The sequence below is a fragment of the Streptosporangium sp. NPDC000563 genome (assembly GCF_040299985.1).
Classification (GTDB): domain Bacteria; phylum Actinomycetota; class Actinomycetes; order Streptosporangiales; family Streptosporangiaceae; genus Streptosporangium.
On the sequence record NZ_JBEPDA010000003.1, the window covers coordinates 340,111 to 361,166 of the forward strand.

At 70.6% G+C, this 21,056-nt stretch carries 17 protein-coding genes; 7 read left to right on the forward strand and 10 right to left on the reverse strand.

Annotated features, from left to right (window positions below; translation table 11 throughout):
* Nucleotides 1–189: 189 nt before the first annotated feature.
* Together ABT352_RS12210 and ABT352_RS12215 are read right to left on the reverse strand one after the other, a co-directional pair.
* The gene (locus tag ABT352_RS12210; RefSeq protein WP_350944664.1) at nt 190–3,381 is read right to left on the reverse strand and encodes an AfsR/SARP family transcriptional regulator; all 3,192 of its coding nucleotides are present in this window, start codon (nt 3,379–3,381) and stop codon (nt 190–192) included.
* Between the two features lie 134 nt (nt 3,382–3,515).
* Nucleotides 3,516–4,160: a M15 family metallopeptidase gene (locus ABT352_RS12215; protein ID WP_350944665.1), complete on the reverse strand. Its 645-nt coding sequence runs from the start codon at nt 4,158–4,160 to the stop codon at nt 3,516–3,518.
* Between the two features lie 289 nt (nt 4,161–4,449).
* On the opposite strand from ABT352_RS12215, the gene ABT352_RS12220 reads away from it, so the two are divergent.
* A complete protein-coding gene (locus ABT352_RS12220; RefSeq protein WP_350944666.1) occupies nt 4,450–5,358 on the forward strand; it encodes a helix-turn-helix domain-containing protein in 909 nt (302 codons plus the stop codon).
* A gap of 241 nt (nt 5,359–5,599) precedes the next feature.
* On the opposite strand, the gene ABT352_RS12225 is transcribed toward ABT352_RS12220, so the two are convergent.
* On the reverse strand, nt 5,600–6,802 hold the full coding sequence (locus ABT352_RS12225; RefSeq protein WP_350944668.1) for an ROK family transcriptional regulator: 1,203 nt from the start codon (nt 6,800–6,802) through the stop codon (nt 5,600–5,602).
* 207 nt (nt 6,803–7,009) lie between these two features.
* Between ABT352_RS12225 and ABT352_RS12230 the strand changes: the two genes are divergently transcribed.
* The 4 genes from ABT352_RS12230 (at nt 7,010) to ABT352_RS12245 (ending at nt 11,845) form a co-directional block, all read left to right on the forward strand.
* Complete coding sequence (locus ABT352_RS12230; RefSeq protein ID WP_350944669.1) at nt 7,010–8,347, forward strand: extracellular solute-binding protein; 1,338 nt, start codon at nt 7,010–7,012, stop codon at nt 8,345–8,347.
* Between the two features lie 2 nt (nt 8,348–8,349).
* On the forward strand, nt 8,350–9,363 hold the full coding sequence (locus ABT352_RS12235; protein ID WP_350944670.1) for a carbohydrate ABC transporter permease: 1,014 nt from the start codon (nt 8,350–8,352) through the stop codon (nt 9,361–9,363).
* Complete coding sequence (locus ABT352_RS12240; protein WP_350944672.1) at nt 9,360–10,268, forward strand: carbohydrate ABC transporter permease; 909 nt, start codon at nt 9,360–9,362, stop codon at nt 10,266–10,268. The genes ABT352_RS12235 and ABT352_RS12240 overlap by 4 nt, the downstream gene beginning before the upstream one ends.
* Before the next feature lie 122 nt (nt 10,269–10,390).
* Complete coding sequence (locus ABT352_RS12245) at nt 10,391–11,845, forward strand: glycoside hydrolase family 3 protein (protein ID WP_350944673.1); 1,455 nt, start codon at nt 10,391–10,393, stop codon at nt 11,843–11,845.
* Nucleotides 11,846–11,896: 51 nt separating this feature from the next.
* Here the strand turns inward: ABT352_RS12245 and ABT352_RS12250 are convergent, their stop codons facing one another.
* Both ABT352_RS12250 and ABT352_RS12255 read right to left on the reverse strand, forming a co-directional pair.
* Nucleotides 11,897–13,171 carry a condensation domain-containing protein gene (locus ABT352_RS12250; RefSeq protein WP_350944674.1) on the reverse strand — a complete coding sequence of 425 codons (1,275 nt, stop codon included), beginning with the start codon at nt 13,169–13,171 and terminating at the stop codon, nt 11,897–11,899.
* Nucleotides 13,172–13,595: 424 nt separating this feature from the next.
* Nucleotides 13,596–14,774 (reverse strand): ROK family transcriptional regulator, encoded by a 1,179-nt coding sequence (locus ABT352_RS12255; RefSeq protein WP_350944675.1) that lies wholly within the window; start codon nt 14,772–14,774, stop codon nt 13,596–13,598.
* Between the two features lie 760 nt (nt 14,775–15,534).
* Between ABT352_RS12255 and ABT352_RS12260 the strand changes: the two genes are divergently transcribed.
* Nucleotides 15,535–15,984, forward strand: a complete 450-nt coding sequence (locus ABT352_RS12260) for an RrF2 family transcriptional regulator (protein ID WP_326637143.1) — start codon at nt 15,535–15,537, stop codon at nt 15,982–15,984.
* Between the two features lie 201 nt (nt 15,985–16,185).
* Entirely contained in the window at nt 16,186–16,977 is a 792-nt protein-coding gene (locus tag ABT352_RS12265) for an Fpg/Nei family DNA glycosylase (protein ID WP_350944676.1), read from the forward strand.
* Here ABT352_RS12265 and ABT352_RS12270 read toward each other — a convergent pair.
* From ABT352_RS12270 to ABT352_RS12290, 5 genes are all read right to left on the reverse strand, one after another.
* On the reverse strand, nt 16,974–17,321 hold the full coding sequence (locus tag ABT352_RS12270) for a helix-turn-helix domain-containing protein (protein WP_350944677.1): 348 nt from the start codon (nt 17,319–17,321) through the stop codon (nt 16,974–16,976). The genes ABT352_RS12265 and ABT352_RS12270 overlap by 4 nt on opposite strands.
* A gap of 207 nt (nt 17,322–17,528) precedes the next feature.
* A complete protein-coding gene (locus tag ABT352_RS12275; protein WP_350944679.1) occupies nt 17,529–18,014 on the reverse strand; it encodes a CinA family protein in 486 nt (161 codons plus the stop codon).
* 14 nt (nt 18,015–18,028) lie between these two features.
* The gene (gene pgsA, locus ABT352_RS12280) at nt 18,029–18,634 is read right to left on the reverse strand and encodes a CDP-diacylglycerol--glycerol-3-phosphate 3-phosphatidyltransferase (protein WP_350944681.1); all 606 of its coding nucleotides are present in this window, start codon (nt 18,632–18,634) and stop codon (nt 18,029–18,031) included.
* Between the two features lie 25 nt (nt 18,635–18,659).
* Complete coding sequence (gene rimO / locus ABT352_RS12285; protein ID WP_350944682.1) at nt 18,660–20,069, reverse strand: 30S ribosomal protein S12 methylthiotransferase RimO; 1,410 nt, start codon at nt 20,067–20,069, stop codon at nt 18,660–18,662.
* A gap of 203 nt (nt 20,070–20,272) precedes the next feature.
* The gene (locus tag ABT352_RS12290; protein WP_350944684.1) at nt 20,273–21,028 is read right to left on the reverse strand and encodes a helix-turn-helix domain-containing protein; all 756 of its coding nucleotides are present in this window, start codon (nt 21,026–21,028) and stop codon (nt 20,273–20,275) included.
* Nucleotides 21,029–21,056: the final 28 nt, after the last annotated feature.

Below are 21,056 nucleotides of genomic sequence, written 5' to 3' on the forward strand. Positions count from 1 at the left end.
TCAGGAGCGCTGACATCCCACTGACCACCGTCTGACAGCCTGACGCCCTCCGCGCCGAGTGCCGTCAACCACCCTCGTCGCCGAGCGTTTCCCGCCGTCGCCCGGACCGGGCACCTCGTCAGGGCGCGCCGGACGCCCGCACCTCTCCCCGGAGCGAACGACCTCGGCCCTCTCCCGGGGCGTACGCTTTCACTCGTCTTCCTGGCCGAGTTCCGCGATCACCTCGTCATGGCGCATCGCGACTCCTCGGGCGTACGCCGACGCGAACGCCTCCGCGCCGACCAGGTCGCGAGCGCTCGCGGTGACCCCCGCGACGTCGCGGTCTCGGGCCACGGCCGTCCCACGCAGTGCCACCGCCATGCCGAGCAGCAGCGCCGCCCGTGTCCCCGCCTTCTCGAGCAGTGCCGCTCCCGCCAGGCCCTCGACGGCGTCGGCGAGGTCCACCGCCAGCGGCGACCTGCGCGCGTGGGCCTGCGCCCGGCGATGGTGTAGCGCCGCCCCCGCGAGGTCGCCCTCGGCCTCGGCCAGCCGTCCCAGCTCGGTGAACGCGCGTGCCCGTGCCGACTCCGCGCCGAAGGCCCCGGTCGCCGCCCCTCGAAGCGCCAGTTCGATCCGGCGACGGGCCTCGGTGAGATCACCCTCGAGCCGCGCGATCTGTCCGAGCCCGAGATGTGTCACGACGGGCACGTCCGGCGCGCCCGCCCTCCGGGCGAGTTCTCCGGCGCGCCGGTGGTCGGCGGCAGCGGCGTCGAGGTCGCCCTCACGCGTCAGTGCCTCGGCCCTGCGCCCCAGTACGTCCGCGCTCTCCTGCAGGGCACCGAGTTCCTCCAGCAGTTCCAGTGCCTCCCGCCACAGGTCGTAGGCGCGTGTCCACTCACCGCGCCAGCCCGCGACCAGAGCCAGCCAGTCGAGCCCCTGAGCCGTCCCCCAACGTTCCCCGAGGGACCGGAAACGGGCCAGCGCTCCCTCCAGATCCCGCTCGCCCTCGGCCGGATCACCACCGAGCACCTTCAGCAGGGCACGGCTCAACCCGGCCAGGGCCAGGCTCCACGGATCGGAGCCGAACAGCCGGTCGCTCTCGGGCCCGGTGGGCGGCGTCGACTCCGGCGGACCGGCTGACATGCCCCACAGTGCCGCGGCGAAGGGGTAGCGCAGCGGCCCATCCCGCGACCACATGATCGCTTCGGCGCGTTCCCAGTGTTCGGGCAGCGCCCGGGGTACGGCGTGCGCCACGCACATGACGTACTCCTCCTCCAGCCCGGCGAGAGGGCGGCCGGTCGCCGCGAGCAGCTCGGCCGCCGCCTCCCCCGCCTCGCCGCGTCGGCCGCACAGCCACCAGTACGCCGCCAGCGCGGCGACGAGCCGCAGCCCCGTCTCCCTGTCGTCGCGCACGGCCCAGCGCAGCGCGGCCGTCAGGTTGCCGTGCTCGGCGGAGAGCCTGGCCAACCACCGGAGCTGTTCTGCCCGGCGCAGGTGGGGATCGGCGCGCCGCGCCAAGTCGAGGAAGTGGCGGGCGTGATCGCCGCGCAGGCGCTCCTCCTCCCCCGCCTCGGCCAGCCGTTCCGCGCAGAACAGCCTGATCGTGTCGAGCATCCGGTAGCGGTCGCCGTCCGTCTCGACCAGTGACCTGTCCACCAGGTCGGCCAGCAGCCCGGCCGTGTCCTCCACCTCGCAGACCGCCTCCACCGCCTCCAGGGACGCGCTTCCCGCGAACACGGAGAACCGCCTGGCCAGCACCTGCTCACCGGGCGAGAGCAGGTCCCAGCTCCACTCCACCACCGCGCGCAGGGTCCGGTGACGGGCCGCCGCCGTGGGGTCGCCACGCGACAGCAGCCGGAACCGGCCGTACTCCTCCAGACGCGTGGCGATCTCCTCGACGGTGAAGGAACGCAGCCGCGCGGCCGCCAGCTCGATGGCCAGCGGCAACCCGTCCAGCGCCGCGCAGATCCGGACGACCGCCCCCACGTTGTCCTGCCGCACCTCGAATCCCGGCCGTACGGCCGCCGCCCGGTCGGCGAAAAGCCGCACGGCCGGACAGGCCAGGGCGACGGACGGCGGGGAGTCCGGCGGCGGGCTCTCCAGCGGTGCCAGCGGCACCAGCGTCTCGCCGGTGATGCCGAGAGGCTCACGGCCGGTGGCCAGTACGGCCAGCTCGGGGCATTCTCCCAGCAACCTGCGGGTCAGCACGGCGACGGCGGCGTTCACGTGCTCGCAGTTGTCGAGGACCAGGAGCAACTCCTGCCCCGCGAGCGCCGCCACCAGGTGCTCCGCGAGATCGGCCGGGCGCGGCGCGTGGAACCCGGGCTCGCGCAACCCCAGCGCGGCGAACACCGCCCGCGCCACCTGGTCACCGCCACCGGCCTGGACAGGACCGTCGAACGGGACGGAGCCCTCGGACGGAGCGGGATCGCGGGAGGGGGGCCGCCCACCGGGTGGAGCGAGGCCGTCGAGCGGGGAGAGGTCGACGAAGCACACCTCGCGCCGCCCGAGTCCGGCCGCCTCGATCGCGAGCCGGGTCTTGCCGGTGCCGCCGGGCCCGGTGATCGTGATCAGCCGCGAATCGCGCAGCGCGGCGATACGCTCCAACTCCCGCTCGCGTCCCACGAAACTGGTGAGCTGGGCCGCGAGCCTCCGCCGTGCCGGCGGCGCGGGCCGCTCGGCGCGCAGGACGGCCAGATGGATCGCGGCGAGTTCGGGCGAGGGATCGACACCGAGCTCCTCGGCGAGCAGCCGTCTACCCTCCTCGAACAGGACCAGCGCCTCGGCCTGCCGCCCCGCCGCCCGCAGGGCGAGCATCAACCGGCCCCTGAGCCGCTCCCGCAGCGGATGCGCCGTTACCAACCGCCGCAGCTCCGCCACCGAAGCCGCCGAACCGCCCTCGGGAAGGGCCGACTCCGCCTCGGCGAGATCCTCGATCGCCGCCAGCCGGAGCTCCTCCAGCCGGGCCGCCGACGCCCGCCCGAAGGGCAGGTCGACCAGCGCGGGCCCACGCCACAGGGCGAGCGCCTCCCGCAGCGGGCCTGCGGCGACCGCGTGACGACCCGCCGCCAGTAACCGCCGCCCCTCGCGGGCCAGCCTTTCGAACCGGTGGACGTCGACGTCGTCGGGATCGGCCACGAGCCGGTAGCCGGTCGCGTGGAACTCGATCACGTCGCCGGGCAGGCTACGGCGGAGCCTGGAGACCTGGGCCTGCACCGCGTTGACGGCACCGGCGGGGGGATCGTCACCGTACTGGCCGTCGACCAGACGCTGGACGCCGACCACCCGGCCCGCGTCGAGCAGCAGCATCACGAGCAGGGCACGCGGCCGGGGCCCACCCACGGAGATCTCCTCACCGCCGGGGGACCGCACCTCCAGGGGACCGAGGACGCCAAACCGCACAACCTCGATTCTCTCCTGCGAGGGAGCGAGCATCCGTACGGGCGGGACCGTAGTTCCACGAGATACGGAATGACCTCCGGGCTCACCGGCTGAACCGGAGTAAGGGCACGGACGAGCGCACCGGGAGTATCAGGTCAGACGGAGACCGGGCCGTAGAGGGCGGCCGGGGAGCCGGTGGCCAGGGCCCAGTAGCGGTCGCCGTAGGACCAGTGCCACCACTCGGTGGGGTAGTTGACCAGCCCTGCCGCCTCCAGGGCGGTGCCGAGGAGCTTGCGGTGGTGGCGGGCCTCGGGGGACAGCCCGGGGGCGTCGGTGTAGCAGGCGCCGTCGCTCTGCTCGGGGGTGGCGTTGAGCCGGGTGCCCATGTCGAGCTCGGTCCCGTCCTCGGTGGACAGGGTGAGGTCGACCGCCGCTCCCGCGGTGTGCGGGGCGATCTCGACGGGCGAGACGTAGCGGCTCGCCGCGGCTCGCAGCTCCGCGGGCGACATTTCCGGATGTAGCGTCCTGAGCTCCGCCGAGTAGCCGTCGAAGATCTCCTTCTGCGTCGCCGGTGGCCGGTACCCCTCCACCACCAGCAGCCGGTATCCCTCCGGCAGCTGCGCCTGGGCCTCCTCCAGCCGGGTGAGCAGCCCGAGCCGCAGGTGGGCGAAGGCTCCCGCCGGGTCGGCGAGCCGCCCGTCCGTCCGCAGCCGTCCCCGGACGTCCACCAGCCGCTCTCCCGACTCCTCGACGGGGATCGAGACGACTCGGGCATCGGAGATCAGAACGATGTCGCGCATGGCGGTAATTCTTCCCCAAGCATCACAGTGCGCAGACCCCGCTCACGGGGGAACAGGGGTGCCGAACCGTGTCCGGAAACACCCGCTCGCGGTACCGCCGGTCCGGCACCGGCCTCGTCGCACGGGACAGCGGTCCGCGTTTCGCGGCCAAGCCTCCACCCGGGCCCAACGAACCGACCGAGTCATTCGACGACGTATAAGTGCAAACAATGCCCAAACAGCCGCTCTATGGCGAGAATTTGGGCGCATCGCTTGAGGTTCCAGCGGGTGGAAGGTGCAGATTCGAGCCATGAACGACGCGACGGATCTCTACACGATCGGGCAGCTGGCCCGGCGCACCGGGTTGCAGGCGCGCACGATCCGCTTCTGGTCCGACAGTGGCGTCGTCCCCCCGGCCCGCAGGTCGAGCGGGGGATACCGGCTTTATGACGCGGAGGCGGTCGCACGGCTGGACCTGGTCAGAACCCTTCGCGATCTCGGGCTCAGCCTTGATGCCATCCAGCAGATCCTGGAAAAGCAGGTCCCACTGAGGGAACTGGCGGAGACGCACGTCAAAGCGCTCGACGCGGAGATCCGCACCTTGAAGGTACGGCGTGCCGTCCTGCGCGTTCTCGCCAAACGTGACAGCACCACCGAGGAGATCACCTTGATGCATGCACTGGCCCGACTGTCGGCGCGGGAACGCCAGCAGATCATCGACGAGTTCGTCGACGGGGCATTCGCCGACGTCATCGACGAGGACGCCACCCTCGTCGCGGAGTGGATGCGCGACGTCCCCTCCGAGCTTCCCGAAGAACCGACGTCCGAGCAGGTGGACGCCTGGATGGAGCTGGCCGAACTGGTCGCCGACGAGAGCTTCCGGCGGACGGTCCGGCAGATGGTCCTGAGCGGAAGGCAGGACAATCGCCTTGAGTTCGGGCTCAACCTACGGCCCCTGGTCCTCCAGCACGCAGCCGACGCCCTTGAGAAGGGAATCCCACCGGAGTCGCCCGGCGCGAGCGTGATTCTGGACCGGATCATCCCCGTGGAGCTTCCCGCCGAGGAGACCGTCTCCCTGACGGACTGGCTGGAACTGGTCGCCGAGCCGCGGGTGGAGCGGTACTGGCAGCTTCTGAACCTCCTTCGGGGTCTGCCACCGGCCCCGGAGGCGGTGCCGGCCTTCCAATGGCTGCTCGCCGCGCTGCGCGCCCACCGCTGACCCAGTCCCGTCCTTCCTCATCGGGGCCCCCGCGGGTGAGGGCCCGCCGACCGGGAAGCGGGAGGAGGCGGTGAAGGCCGTGTGCGGGCCGGCCCTCGCCTCGTAGGACCCCGTCGGGCCGGGCTCCGCCCAGGCGGCACACCGGTTCCCACGACCGAGGCCATGCTCCCCGACATGACCTGGGGAAAGTCCACAGGTGACCGGCATCCCCGAACGCGATCTCGGAGGTTGAAGAACAAGATCAGACCGTGTCCGAGAACACCTGCTCACGGGCCTGGTGCAGCGCCGACACCAAGGCACCGCGCAGCACGGGGTTCCCCCTGACCCGGGAGACCATGACCCTGGGCCGGCTCGGGCAGAACCGGGCCACCGCGTCCTGCACCCTGTCGGCGAGCGCGTCTCCCCCGGCCCTGCCGACGTCGCCGCTGAGCACGATCAATCCGGGGTCCAAAACCACCGCGACGGCGGCGACACCGATGGCCAGCCGCCCGGCCAGCTCGTCCAGAAACGCCTCGGCGCCCTGGGCGACCGCCGTACGGACATGCTCTCCCACGGAGTCGGCGTCGGGGTCGCCTCCGGAGGCTCTTGAGACCCCCGAGGCGAAACCGATGCCGTGGGCGCTCGCGAGCCCGGCCACGGCGTCACCGCCGACCAGGCGCTGGAACGAGCCCGACTGGGGCTCGCTCACGTCGGTGGGGAGCGGTTCGCCGGGGACGGGGAGCCAGCCGATCTCGCCCGCGCCGCCGGTGAAGCCGCGGTGCAGCCGTCCGCCCAGCATGACGCCGAGTCCCTGGCCGACCCCCGCCCAGACGAGCACGAAGTCGTCGACGCCCAGCGCCGCCCCGTACGCGCGTTCGGCCAGCGCGGCCAGGTTCACGTCGTTCTCTATCGTCACCGGCACCCCGAGGTCGCGGCGGAGCTCGGCGAGCACGCCGTTGTGCCAGGAGGGCAGGTCGAAGGAGAAGCGCACGTCACCGGTGCCGGGGTCGACGACGCCCCGGGTGCCGATCACGAAGGCGCGCAACCGGTCGGCGCCGATGCCCGCCGCCTCGCACGCCTGGCCGAGCGCGCTCCGCACGAGCCGTACCGGGTCGTCGTGCCCGCTGGGGTCCGCGGCGACCTCGGCGACGAGGGTGCCGGTGATGTCGGCGACCCCGGCGCTGATCCTGCCGGGCAGCACGTCGAGCCCGGCCACGTACGCGCAGGAGGGCACCACCCCGTAGAGGGCGGCGTTGGGCCCGCGTCCGCCCGCCTGCTCGCCGACCACCGCGACGAGGCCGCGATCCTGGAGTCTGGAGAGCAGCTGACCGGCGGTCACCTTGGAGAGCCCGGTGTATTCTCCCAGCTCGGCCCGGGTGAGAGGGCCGCTGGACAGTAGGAGTTCCAGCGCTGCGCGGTCGTTGAGCTGGCGCAGCAGCCGGGGGGTCCCCGGGCGTGTGGGCAAGGTCGTCCTCCCCGTCACGATCCGCTAACGATCGTTTCTTTTAAGAAAGTTTCTTGTTAGTTTAACCCTAGTCAGCCCGCAGGCAAGCGATCGGAGCCGCGGGTTGCGGTAAACCCGACAGCTCCCAGTGCGTGCAGAGGGTCACGGGGACCCCGGCCATAACAGATGAGCGCAAACCCCGGCGAAAGCCTGAAAGGGAGAACTCCAGTGAAGTTCGCGAGAATCGCCACCACGACGGCCACCACGGCCGCCCTCGCCCTGGGTCTCGCCGCGTGTGGCAGCAGCGAGCCTGCCGCTCCGGCCGCCGGCTCCGACGCGACGGCCCCCGCCGCGTCCGGCCCCAAGTTCGCAGGTCAGACGCTGACCGTCTGGCGCCTCGGCGCTCCGGACGAGAAGCAGGACAAGCTGATGGCCGACCTGAACGCCAAGTTCAAGGAGACCACCGGCGCAGACGTCAAGGTCCAGTGGGTCCCCTGGCCCGACGCGCAGGCCAAGTGGACCGCCGCCCTCGCCGGCGGCGAGGGCCCCGACGTCACCGAGTTCGGCAACGACCAGGTCGCCGCCTGGGTCGCGCAGGACGCGCTGACCGACATCACCGACGTCGTCAAGAGCGCGCCCGACTTCCAGCAGATCCCGCAGAACCTGTGGGGCTACGAGACGGTGGACGGCAAGATCTACGCCGCCCCGTGGGGTGGCGGCACCCGCGCCGTCCTCTACCGCAAGGACTGGTTCGAGGACCTGAAGATCGAGGTCCCCAAGACCTGGGAGGACCTCGTCGCGGCAGGCAAGAAGATCGTCGCGGAGAAGGGCAAGGACGTCGACGGCTTCGCCTTCAACGGCGGTTCCGACGCCAACATGTCGCTCTCCCCGTTCGTCTGGTCGGCCGGTGGCGACTTCGCCGCCTTCGAGGGCGGCAAGTGGGTCGGCAAGCTGACCGATCCCGGCTTCAAGGAGGGCTTCCAGTACTACACCGACCTGGTGACCAAGCACGGCGTCTCGCGCAAGTCCGCCCTCACCCAGAACTCGGTGGACATCGCGACCCGCTTCGCCAACAGCAAGGTCGGCATGTACGTGACCGGCGGCTGGGACATCACCACCATCAAGGAGCAGAGCGGCGGCAAGGTCGACGACTCGAAGATGGCCTTCTTCTCGCTCCCGGCCAAGGACGGCAGCGGCCCGGCCCCGGCCTTCCAGGGCGGCAACGACATCGCCATCTGGAAGGACACCAAGAACGCCGAGCTGTCCGCCGAGTACGTCAAGCTCGCCGCCGGCAAGGAGTTCGGCACCCGCTACGCCAAGGAGGGCGGCCTGCTGCCGCTCTACCCCGAGGCTCTGGCCGAGTACGCCGCCGACCCGGTGCAGGCGCCGTTCGCCGAGACCTTCAAGGTCGCCAAGGGCTTCCCGAACGACACCAACTGGGCCGAGGCGAACGACACCAAGGCGGTCCTGCAGAGCGCGGCCCGCTCGGTCATCGAGGGTAAGAAGGACGTCGACACCGCGCTGACCGACGCCAACAAGGAACTCGAAGAGATCCTGAACCAGTAACCATGGCGAACACCTCAACCATCGCCCGGGACGGGGGCTCCCCCTCCGTCCCGGCGCGGGGGCACCGAGGCACCACGCCCCCGCGCGGGTCCAGGGGTCTGCCCGCCTGGGCAGTCCCCTACGCGCTGCTCGTCCCCGGCCTGATCGTCATCGCCGGCCTGCTGCTCTACCCGCTGTACCAGATGGTCGTCATGTCCTTCCAGAACGTGGGACTGCGGCAGATCCGGGGGGTACCGGCCGAGTTCGTCGGCGTCGAGAACTACCAGAAGCTGGTCGAGTCCGAGCTGTTCTGGACGTCGCTCCGCAACACCGTCGTCTTCGCCGTCGTCACAGTGGCGTGCACCCTGATCCTCGGCACGCTGGTCGGCCTGCTCCTGCACAAGCTGGGCAAGAAGATGTCGACCTTCCTGATCGTCGGCATCATGGCCGCCTGGGCCACCCCGCAGATCGCCACCGCGATCATCTGGCGCTGGCTGTTCGACGCCGAATCCGGCGTGATCAACTGGGCGCTCAACGCGCTGCCCGACTGGTTCTCCTCCCTGCTGTTCGGCCGCTCCGACTGGACCGGCGAGCCGTGGCTCAACGACGCGTTCACCATCTACGTCGTACTGATCATCGCGGTGGTCTGGGCGTCGTTCCCGTTCATCGCGGTCTCGGTGCTGGCCGGGCTGAAGAGCATCTCCCAGGAGCTGTACGAGGCCGCCAGGGTGGACGGCGCCTCCGCGTGGCGGATCTTCTGGAGGATCACCTTCCCGCTGCTGAAGCCTGTCTTCGCGGTGCTGACGGTGCTCTCGGTGATCTGGGACTTCAAGGTCTTCACCCAGCTGTTCGTGCTCGCGGGCGGCACGTCCAACCGGGAGGCGTTCAACCTGTCGCTGTTCGCCTTCACCCAGGCCTTCAGCGCGCCGCCCAAGATGGGCATGGGCGCGGCGATCGCCGTGGTGCTGACGCTGATCCTGCTCGTCATCACCTTCTTCTACGTCCGCCAGATCGTGAAGACGGAGGACGTGCGATGACCACCTACGACACACGGGCATCCCGGCGACGGCGGCCCGCGTCCGGGACGCGGAGCGGTCCCAAGCGGCGCAGGACACTCGGCAAGGTCGGTCTGAACACAACAGCCGTCCTGGTGTTCCTGTTCGCGGTGTTCCCCGTCTACTGGATGGTGAGCACGGCCTTCAAGAGCAGCGAGCAGATCTTCACGACGGACTTCATCCCGTTCCCCACCGATCCCACGCTCGAACACGTGAAGCGGGTCTTCACCGAGGGCGTCGCGGGCCACTCCATCTGGCGCTACCTGCTCAACAGTTCCATCGTCGCCATCGGCACCGTGCTCGTCGGCGCGGTGTTCGCCCTGCTGGCGGCGACCGCGGTGGCCCGCTTCCGCTTCCGCGGACGCACCTCGTTCCTCATCCTGCTGCTCATCGTGCAGATGGTCCCCGGCGAGGCGCTGCTCATCCCGCTGTTCCTGATGGTCAGGCGGGCCGGGCTGTACGACCAGCTCCTCGGCCTCGTCGTGGTGAACGTCGCCATGACGCTGCCGTTCGCCATCTGGATGCTGCGCACCTTCGTCGCGGCGGTGCCCAAGGAGTTGGAGGAGGCCGCCTGGATCGACGGCGCGAGCCGGTTCGCCACCTTCTGGAGGGTGTTGTTCCCGCTGGTGGCCCCCGGGCTGGTGGCGACCAGCATCTTCTCGTTCATCACCGCGTGGAACGAGTTCGTCTTCGCGCTGACGCTCATCGGCGACCAGAGCAACTTCACCATGCCCGTGGCGCTGCGCTACTTCGTCAGCCAGCGGTCGGTGGACTGGGGCGGCATCATGGCCGCCTCCACGCTGATGACCATCCCGGTCATCGTCTTCTTCCTCCTGGTGCAGCGGCGGATGGTCTCCGGGCTCGTCGCGGGCGCCGTCAAGGGCTGACCCCATCGGTGCCGGCACGGCACGCACCCACAAGGCGCGGACCGTGCCGGCCCTGCCCGTTTTCCTGTTGCTCACTTCCATGTCCGACACCCCCACATCTCAGGTAAGGAACACCTACCGCCATGTCTGAGCTCATCGCGGATCGCGGCGACCAGGGGCTGCGTCGTCTCGCCGCCGGCACGCTGCTCGCCGCGTTCCAGGGCACCGAGGCACCCGAGTGGGTCCTGCGGGAGCTGGAGAACGGTCTCGGCGGCGTCACGCTCTTCGGCTTCAACGTCGCCGACGCCGCCCAGCTGTCCGCTCTCACCTCCCGGCTGCGCGCGTCCGCCGATCCGGTCATATCGCTGGACGAGGAGGGGGGTGACGTCACCCGGCTCGCCTACCACGTCGGCAGCCCGTATCCCGGCAACGCCGCCCTCGGCGCGGTGGACGACGTCGAGCTCACCCGGCGGGTCTACCGGTCCATCGGCGACGAACTGGCCCGCTGCGGTATCAACCTGGACATGGCGCCGTCCGCGGACGTCAACACCGCCGCCGACAATCCGGTTATCGGTACCCGCTCGTTCGGGTCACAGGCCGCGCTCGTCGCCCGGCACACCGTCGCCGCGGTCCACGGCCTGCAGGCGGCCGGAGTGGCCGCCTGTGTCAAGCACTTTCCCGGCCACGGTGCGACCCGGCAGGACTCCCACCTGGAGGTCCCGCTCGTCGACGCCTCCGTGGAGTTGCTGCGCGAGCGCGAGCTCGCCCCCTTCCGCGCCGCGATCGAGGCCGGGACCAGATCCATCATGACCGCGCACGTACGCGTCCCCGCCGTCACCGGCGCGCTTCCCGCGACGCTCTCCCCCGCCGCCCTCACCGGCCTGCTTCGCGGCGAGATGGGCTACGAGGGCGTGATCATCACCGACGCCCTCGACATGGGGGCCGTCACCGCCGCCTACGGTCTCGCCGGGGGCTCGGTGCTCTCCCTCGCCGCCGGAGCCGACCTGCTCTGCCTCGGCCCGATCCCCACGGAGAGCGACGTCCGCCTCATCGTGGACGAGATCGTCGCGGCCGTCCACGACGAGCGGCTTCCCGTGGCCCGCCTGGAGGCGGCGGCCGAGCGGGTCGCCGCCCTGCGCGCCTGGTTCGGCACGCCACGCACCGGCGAGGCCGAGCGGGACGTGATCGGTCTCACCGCCGCCCGTCGCGCGGTCAGCCTCACCGGCTCCGCCCCGTCCCCGGTCGACCCGCTGGTGGTCGAGGTGGACACCCCGCCGACCATCGCGGTCGGCGACGTACCGTGGGGCTTCACGCCGCTGCTGCCGCAGGCGGAGGTGCTGCGGGTCAAGCCGGAGATGGCCGACGTGGCGGACATCCTGGAGCGCGCCTCGGGCCGCTCCCTGATCGTCGTCGTCAAGGACGCCCATCGCTACGAGGCCAGCCAGTCGGTGGTCTCCGCGTTGCTGGCCGCCCGCCCCGACGCCACGGTCGTCGAGATGGGTCTGCCGATCTGGCGTCCCGAGGGTGTCACCTACCTGGCCACCTACGGCGCCGCCCGCGCCAACGCCCAGGCCGCCGCCGAGCTCCTCGGCGTCTGACGACACCGGTCACCCTCGCCTGCGGGGGATCGCCCCTTCCCCCACGGACGGTTACGTCACCTTCCCGAGGTCCGGGACGAGCGGGCCGGTCGCGGGAGGCTTCTCCTCAAGCGTGGCATCGGCCGATTCTCCGGGCATGGAATCGGCCGATGCCACCAGACCCGCGACCTTCGCACGGGGGTGCTCGGAGACGGCGCGCAGCAGCACGCGCAGGTGACCCGCGATCGCGGACACATCGTCGTGGCCGATCGCGGTGGGGTTGAAGCGCAGGCCGAGGGTGAGGCTCGACCCGGCGTCCACGGCCTGGACGTGCAGCGCGCCGTGGGCGGTTCCGTTGAAGACGGTCCACTCCACACCCGCCCCGACACCGGGAAACTCAGGGACGGCCGTCCTTCTGCGGTAGCTGAGCAGCACCGGTGAGGAGGGCGGCTCGGGAGGCGCGTGCCGGAAGCGGTACATGGCCTGGAGCTCGGTCCGGACCGTACGCAGATAGCCGGGAAAACCCTCTTCGAGGCCGGGGTGCGGAACGAACGGCACCCTCGCCACGAAGGGCCCGACGCGGTCGCGCGTCTCGCGCGTGCGGGTGCCGAGATCGAGGGCGAGCGGTGACGCGGAGGTACCGTAGCGGCGCAGCAGCACGCCCACGGCCGCGAGCAGCAACTCGAACCTGGTGGCGCCGAGCTCTGTGGCGGCCTCGGTGAGGGCCCCGGACTCCGCGCCGCCGAGGACCATCTCGACGATCTCCCCGGGGCCGGTGCCGCGCGGGACGGCGCGCAACCCGGGCAGGATCGGTTCCGCGGGCTCGCGGTCGCGCTCCTTCCAGAACTCCTCGGCTCCGCAGGGCGTCGCCGGAGACGCCTCGTGGTCCGCCCCCGAGCCGCCGTGCCGTCCCGTCCGCGTGGACGGGACGGCCTGCGCCGAGCCGTACGACGGCGAGACCGGCGAGGAGTGCGGCGTCGGCACCGGCAGGGTCGCCCGGGAGAAGTAGGCGTCGGCGAGGTCGCGGACCAGGACGTCCTTGGAGGCCGCGTCGAACACTCGTCCGTGCGCGGTGAAGAGCAGCCTGACGCGCTCGGGACCCACCGTGACCAGCGTGAACCGGGCGAACGGGCCGCGTTCCAGGTCGAAGGGGCGCGTGGCCTCCGCCGTGGCAAGCTCGTGGTAGCGCTCCGGGGTCGACTCCGCGCGGGTGACCCTGACGCGCCCGAGCACCGGATGCCTGCCGGCCACGTCGGCGCACGCCTCCGTCAGCGCGAGGACGTCGACGGGGCCGTTCAGGTGGAGCGCCAGCGGAATTCCCCGCAGGTCGAAAGGACTGTGCGACATCCTGTCCGTCTCCCTCGGGGGTGGCTCACCTCGGGCAGGCGCCGGGGCCTCCTCGCCTCCGACGTGCGATCTCGACGCTTAATTATTAGGAAAGTTTCTTGTTTATTTAAACAACCAGAATGCTACACACGAGACACGCCTGAGACAAGCGACCTGCCACGAACCGGTCAGGGCACGGTGACGACCGTCCGCGATGCCCGAAAGAGCGCACCGAACGGCGCGAGCCCCGAACCGGCCGGACTCATCGGCACGGGGGTCGCGGGCAGGCGATTCCAGCTCCGGGAGCCCGGACCTCGGAAACCTCCGGCCAAGGACTCCCGCTCCAGGAACCGGGCCCCAGGAACTCCCGGCCAAGGAATCACCGGGGACTCAAGGCCCGGCGACAGAACCTCGGGCCCTCAAGAAGTCAGGAGGATCAGGAGGATCAGGAGGTGAAGATCTCTTCCCTCGCCTGTTCCAGTGCGGCGATGACGGCCCCGCGCAACACCGGGTTGCCCTCCACCTCGCTCGCCACCACCTGCGGCCTGACCGGGCAGCTCCTCGCCACCGCCTCCTCGATCCTGGAGGTGAGCTCGTCGCCTCCGGCCCTGCTCACCTCACCCGCGAGCACCACGAGCCCGGGGTCGAGCACGACGCACACCGACGCCACCCCCAGCGCGAGCCGCCCGGCGATGTCGTTGATCAAGGGCTCCCCCCGCTCCCCCGCCGCGACCGCCGCCGCGACGCACTCGGCGGCACTCTCCCCCTCGAAGCCGTACGTCGCGGCGAGCTCGGCGACCGCCTCGGCGCTGACCAGGGACTGCAGGCCCCCGGCGAGCGACGGCAACCTGCCCGGCACGGCCCGCACGTCCTCGGCCAGCGGCACCCCGGGCACCGGCAGGTAGCCGATCTCGCCCGCGCTGCCGGAGCGGCCCCGGTGCAGCCGGCCTCCGAGCACGACACCGAGACCGATGCCGCGCCCCACCCACAGGAGCACGAAGTCGTCGACCTCGCGGGCGGCACCGAGGGTGCGCTCGGCGATGGCGACGAGGTTCACGTCGTTCTCTATCCTGACGTCGCGGCGCAGGTCACGGGCGAGCGCCTCGTGGATGCCCTCGTGCCAGCCCGGCAGGTCGAAGGAGAACCGCACGTCCCCGGTGCGGGGGTCGACCACGCCGGGGGTGCCGATGACGACCGAGCGCAGCTTGGAGAGCGCGACCTTGGCCGACCGGCACGCCTTGACCACCGCGCTGTGCACGAGGGCCACCGGATCGTCGTGTCCTTTCGGTGCCACCTGCACCTCGGCGATGATCTCCCCGTGGATATCGGCGATGGCGGTCGTGACGAATTCCGGGCCGACGTCCAGACCCGCCACATAGGCCGAGGAGGAAATAATCCCATAAAGGGCGGCATTGGGCCCCCGGCCTCCCGCCTGCTCCCCCGCCACCTCCACCAGCCCGCGCCCTTCCAGGCGGGCGAGTGTCTGCGACGCCGTCACCTTGGAAAGGCCCGTGAGCTCGCCGATCTGCCCCCGCGTCAGCGGTCCGGAAGCGAGCAGCAACTCCAGGGCGGCCCTGTCGTTGATCTCCCTCAGTAGCCTGGGCACGCCAGGACGTCGCTCCATACGCATGCTCTCTTGCTCGCCGCTTCCTCTTTTGCTCGTCGCTTCCCCGTCGCGATTACTTTCAATCAAGAATAAGAACTCTATTCTTAATAAGGCTTCCTGACAGTTTAGCCCCGCCCTCACCCCGCGAGGGCTGCGGAGGACACGCCGGCGCCGCCTCTCCCGCTCGTCGCCGTTTCACCGCACGTCTCCAGCACCCGCCGCCGCGGCGCCCGTAGGGCGAGGGGCCGCGGCGCCCGCCCGGTGCGTGGAACGCTCCCAGAAGCGGCAGAGATTCTTTCCGGCAAGCCCTCACGGCAGGGGTGGGGCAGACTTCGACACGGACACCATCGCCACGATCCGGTCCGGAGCCGGGGCGGAGGTGTCCAAGCTTCCGACATTACGAATATATCGGGAATTTCGCCTATCTGGCACGATCGGGAACGGATCACACCGCCCCCTACCGAGTGAGCGGCGGCGCGGTGGTACCACCGGGCCCACGAGAGCACCCAAAGGCGTCTCATCCTCGTGGCACACACTCCCGACACACCTCTGAGCTGCGACATCACTTCCGAAAACCCGAGGAGATCCCCACCGGCCGCCTCGCTCCGCCGCCGGACCGTACCCCCGCGGCGGCACCTCACCACCGTGTCACGCACCCGCCGGGACACACCGGCGCGTCGCTCTACGTGCCCGTTGTCACCGAGAGCGACGGGGGTGATTTCACCTCCTTCGGCCCCTCGCGCGTAAGGAACCAATAGCAGGCGGGATAATCGGCTACATGCGCCTATCCGCTCGTGTCGACTATGCCCTCCGTGCCGCCGCCGAACTCGCCGCCGCGGGTGACGGCCCTACCACGGTGGGTGAGCTGGCCAAAGAGCAGGACATGCCTCCCAAGTATCTTGAGAACATCCTGCTTCAAATGCGCCGCGCCGGACTGGTTCGCGGCCAGCGCGGCCCGGAGGGAGGCTACGTGCTGGCCCGCCCGCCCGCCGAGATCAGCCTCGCCGATGTGATCCGCGCCGTTGACGGCCCGCTCGCCAATGTCAGGGGGGAGCGGCCCGAGCACGTCGGATACCGAGGTCCCGCCGAATCACTGCAGCAGGTCTGGATCGCGCTGCGCGCCAGCGAACGGGCGATCCTGGAGGAGGTCACCCTGGAGAACGTGGCCACCGGAGCCCTCCCCGAGCGGGTCCGCAGCCTGTCCGCGGACCCCGCGGCCTGGGACTGACCGTGCCGGGGTGGCCGCCCACAGGGTTCCGGCCGGCCGAGTCCTTCCGGAACCGGCCTCCCGTCCGAGACCGGCTCATCTCAGGAGACCTCGTCTCACCCGACCGCCCCGCCACCCGAGACAGGTCCGGCTCGCGGGATCCATCCGTCTCACTCGACCGGCTCACCGCACGGGAGCGGCCCACGTCTCGGGGCGGGCGCCGTGCCCGAGGGTGACGTCGTCCACCGCTCCGCACTGCGGCTCGGCCGGGCGCTCGACGGACGGATGCTCACCCGCTCGGACTTCCGCGTGCCCCGCCACTCCACCGCCGACCTGACCGGACGCGCGGTGCTGGAGACCGTATCGCGCGGCAAGCATCTGCTCACCAGGGTCGAGGGCGGGCTCACCGTCCACACCCACCTGCGGATGGAGGGCCACTGGCAGATCTCACCCGCGGGACGTGGGCTGCCCGGCGGCGATGTCGTCCGCCTGGTGCTCGCCAACGCGACATGGCAGGCGGCGGGGATACGGCTGGGCATGGTCGATCTGGTGGCGACCGAGCGGGAGGAACTGCTCGTCGGGCACCTCGGACCCGATCTGCTCGGGGAGGACTGGGACGAGACCGAAGCCGTACGGCGGCTGGCACGGCGGCCTGAAACGAGCATCGGGATCGCGCTGCTCGATCAGCGCAACCTGGCGGGAATCGGCACCATCTATCGCGCCGAGACGCTTTTTCTCGCCGGAGTGTCGCCGTGGCGACCCGTAGGGGCCATTGAGGATCTGGGGGCGATCGTGTCGATCGCACGGCGGCTGCTGGACGCCAACAAGGAACGCCCGAGTAGAACGACGACGGGCGACCTCCGTCCGGGACGGAGCACCTGGGTCTACGGCAGGGCCGGGCGGCCTTGCCTGCGCTGCGGGCGTCGGATCAGTCGTGGGGAGATGGGCGAACAGCCGCAGGAACGGCTGATCGTCTGGTGCCGTCACTGCCAGCCGGAAGAACCGACCGGCTAGGCGGCGACCATGTCGTTGACCTCGGGGAACACGGAATCAGGCACGGTTTCGGGAATCGGCAGACGCTCCCGTTCGGGAACATCGTTGGCCAGGACCGGAGCATGCTGCAGCTCGGCCAGGGCAAATTGATCGGAAACCTCACGGAGAACCTGTGAAAGCGGCACGCCCAAGGCACCGCAGATCGACGCGAGCAGCTCCGAAGAGGCCTCCTTCTGGCCGCGCTCCACCTCGGACAGATATCCGAGAGAAACCCGAGCCAATGTGGACACCTCACGAAGGGTGCGACTCTGGCGCACCCTAAGCCGCCGCAGCACGTCACCGAGCAGCTGACGCAGCAGGACCATCTGTCGCTCCCTCCCCGGCGCGGGCGTCTTCACGACACTCCGCGCTATCGGTTCGTGCCGCCCGTTCTTCGAACGCGACCCTTGGTACATACTCCTCGCCGTCATCATCGCTTGACCTTTACCTCACTCACAGTTCCACCGTACCTGTATCCACCGACAACGCGGCAGACCATGTGGAGCATGTTCGCTGGGGACGTAACGCGGTAATCATCCCGAATGTTCCCTCACGTTCGCCTCCAGCACACCTCGGAGGAGGTCTACGGCCTCATTCACGGTCGCCTCCCGGATCTGATCGCGCGTCCCGGAGAGCCGCGGATCCCGGTGCCATACCCGCCCTCCCGGACCGCTAACAGCGAGATGCACAGTGCCGACCGGTTTACCATCCTGCGGCTCAGGGCCGGCCACCCCGGTGACCGCCAGACCGTATGTGGAACCGACGAGGAGGCGTACCCCTTCGGCCATGGCGGCGGCGACCCCTGGGTGCACCGCCCCCTCACGGGCGAGCAGGTCCGCCGGAACGTTCAGCAGCCGGTGCTTGAGTTCGGTGGCGTAGGAGACGACCCCGCCCAAAAAGGCCGCCGAAGCCCCGGGAGGGCCGGTGAGGGCCGCGCAGATCAACCCGGCGGTCAGCGACTCGGCCACCGCCACCGTTTCGCCCCTGCGGACGAGAAGGGAGAGGATCTCGGCGGTCACGGGCGGGCGTCGGCTCATCTGGCCCGTGCCCGCTTCGCGACCTGCCGCAGCTTGATCGCCCGGATCACGTAGTCGAGGCCGGTGACGACGGTGACGAGGGCCGCCGCGCCCATCACGACCCAGCGGATCAGGTCGGGCACGCCCGGCCAGATGTAGGAGACGATCGCGGCGATCTGCAGGACGGTCTTCACCTTCCCGCCGTAACTGGCCGGGATGACACCGTGCCGGATGACCGCGAACCTCAGCGTGGTGACACCCAGCTCCCTGCCCAGGATCACGGCGGTGACCCACCAGGGCAGCTCTTCCAGGATGGAGAGACTGACCAGGGCGGCGCCGATGAGGGCCTTGTCGGCGATCGGGTCGGCGATCTTCCCGAAGTCGGTGATCAGGCCGTAACGGCGGGCCAGTTCGCCGTCGAGCAGGTCGGTGAGCGAGGCCACCAGAAAGACCACCAGCGCCGCGGCCCGCCAGCCGGTTCCGGGGAGGAAGAGGCAGGCCGCGAAGAACGGAACCATCGCCAGCCGTATCACCGTCACGACGTTGGCGATGTTCCAGGCGCTCACCTTGGGGCGCGCGGATGCCGCTGTCGAGTCGGTGCCGGTCTCTGGCGTGTTGGTCATACGCTCTCCCGGCCCGGCGGCGCACTCATGGGGCCGCCTTGATGCGGGCGATCAGGTCGACCCCCTCCGAGTCGACCACGACGGCCCGGACGATCTGGCCCGGCACCAGCCCGATGCCCTGGACCGTCACGGATCCGTCCACCTCGGGCCCCTGGTGAGCGGCGCGGCCCTCGTAGCCGCCGTCGCCCAGGTCCTCCTCGATCAGGACGTCGACCTCGGTCCCGATCCGCTCCTCGGCCCGCTGAGCCATGAGCTCCTCGGCCAGTTCGGTGAGGGCGGACACCCGGGCGTCGACGATCTCCTGGTCGAGCTTGCCGGGGAGCGAGGCCGCCTCGGTGCCGTCCTCGTCGGAGTAGCCGAAGACGCCGATGACGTCGAGCCTGGCCTCCTCCAGGAAGCCCACCAGCTCCCCGAACTCCTCCTCGGTCTCGCCGGGGAAACCCACGATGAAGTTGGAGCGCACACCCGCCTCGGGCGCGTGGGCACGAATCGACTCCAGGAGGTCCAGGAAACGCCGGGGGTCACCGAAGCGGCGCATCCGGCGCAGCACCGGGCCACTCGCGTGCTGGAAGGACAGGTCGAAGTAGGGGGCCACCCCCTCGGTCGAGGCGATGATCTCCAGCAGTCCCGGGCGGAGCTCGGCGGGCTGCAGATAGCTGACGCGCACCCGCTCGACGCCCTCGGTCGCGGCGATGGAGGGCAGGAGCTTCTCCAGCGCCCTCAGATCGCCCAGATCCTTGCCGTAGGAGGTGGAGTTCTCGCTGACCAGCACCAGCTCCTTCACGCCCTGCTCGGCCAGCCAGGCGGCCTCGCCGAGGAGCTCCTCGGCACCGCGCGAGACGTAGGCTCCGCGGAAGGCGGGGATGGCGCAGAACGTACAGCGCCGGTCGCAGCCGGAGGCGAGTTTCAGTGACGCCACCGGGCCGTCACCCAGGCGCTTGCGGAGCGGCCGGGGGCCGCTCGCGGGGGCCAGGCCCTCGGGCAGCTCGCCGTGGCCCGGAATACCGGTCCTGGGAGCCGCGGCGCGTTCCACCGGGGAGATGGGCAGCAGGGTCCTGCGGTCGCGGGGACTGTGCGGGACGAGCGGCCTGCCCTCCAGCACATCGTCGAGACGCGTGCCGATGTCGGTGTAGTCGTCGAAGGAGATGACGGCCGCGGCCTCGGGCAGCGCGTCGGCGAGCTGGTCGCCGTATCGCTCCGCCATGCAGCCCGCGGCGACCACCTTGGCCCCGGAGTCGGCCGCGGCGAGCAGCGTGTCGATGGAGTCCTTTTTCGCCGAGTCGATGAAGCCGCACGTGTTGACGACGACGACGTCGGGATCGTCGTCGCCCAGCTGCCAACCGGCAGCCTCAAGGCGAGCGGCGAGTTCCTCGGAGTCGACCTCGTTGCGTGCGCAACCAAGCGTGATCAGCGATGCGGTTCGGCGGGATGACATGGTGAACACTACGGTATCGGGAGTTGGCCACTACCCGATGCACCTCCCCCCATTGAGGCCCCCATCGAGGCCCCCATCGAGGCCCCGCCCAGCCCTCCGTGCAGGCACCGCCCCACCCCGGGCACGCCGCCGTCGCGGGCGGTCCCGGGGCTCCGCGGGCCTTCCCGGACGCGCGGCGCGTGAGGCGTTCCCCATGGCCTGACCTAGCGCTTCTTGGCCGCGGGAGCCTCGTAGGAGCGGTTGACGACCTGTCCTCGGCGGCCGGGGGCGCCCACGTCCTTGCCGTTCACCTTCAGCGAGACGGCTCCTCCGTCACCGAAAGTGACCCTCATGCCGACCTTCGCCTTCCAGGTCGAGGTCTTGCCCGCCGCGAGCGTCCCCGAGAAGATCCTCCGGCCGCCCGCGTCCTGCACGTCGAGCCAGGAGGTGCGCTTCGCCTTGACCTGGAGGACGACCATGTCGCGCCGCTTCCCCTCGGCCAGCGACGCCGCCCGGCGCGGTGAGTCGTGACCCGAGCCCGCCGAGGGCGGCGGCACGGCGGGCACCGGCATGGGACGGAGATCCGCCACGGGAGTGTCTCCCCCGCCCATGGTCCGCACCACACCGAAGATGACCACGATGCCCAGCGCCACCGCCATCGCCGTCGTCCAGTTGGGCGAGCGGCGCTCACGGATCTTCAGGGGCATGTCGGCCTGGAAGACGCTGGAGGCCCGCACCGGCAGCGGCACGCCCCCGTGCTGCTCGTCGTAGCGGTGCACCAGCGTCTCGGGATCGAGATCGACGACCTTGGCGATGTTTCTTATATGGCCTCGCGCGTAGAAATCTCCCCCGCATTGCGAGAAGTCGTTCCTCTCGATCGCCTGGATGAGAACCTCGCGAATGCGTGTCCGCGCGCTCAACTGCCCGACGGTCATCCCCATCGACCGCCTGGCATCCGCCAGATCGCTTCCAATGCCCATGGCGCACGCCTCCCAGCCCCCGACGTTG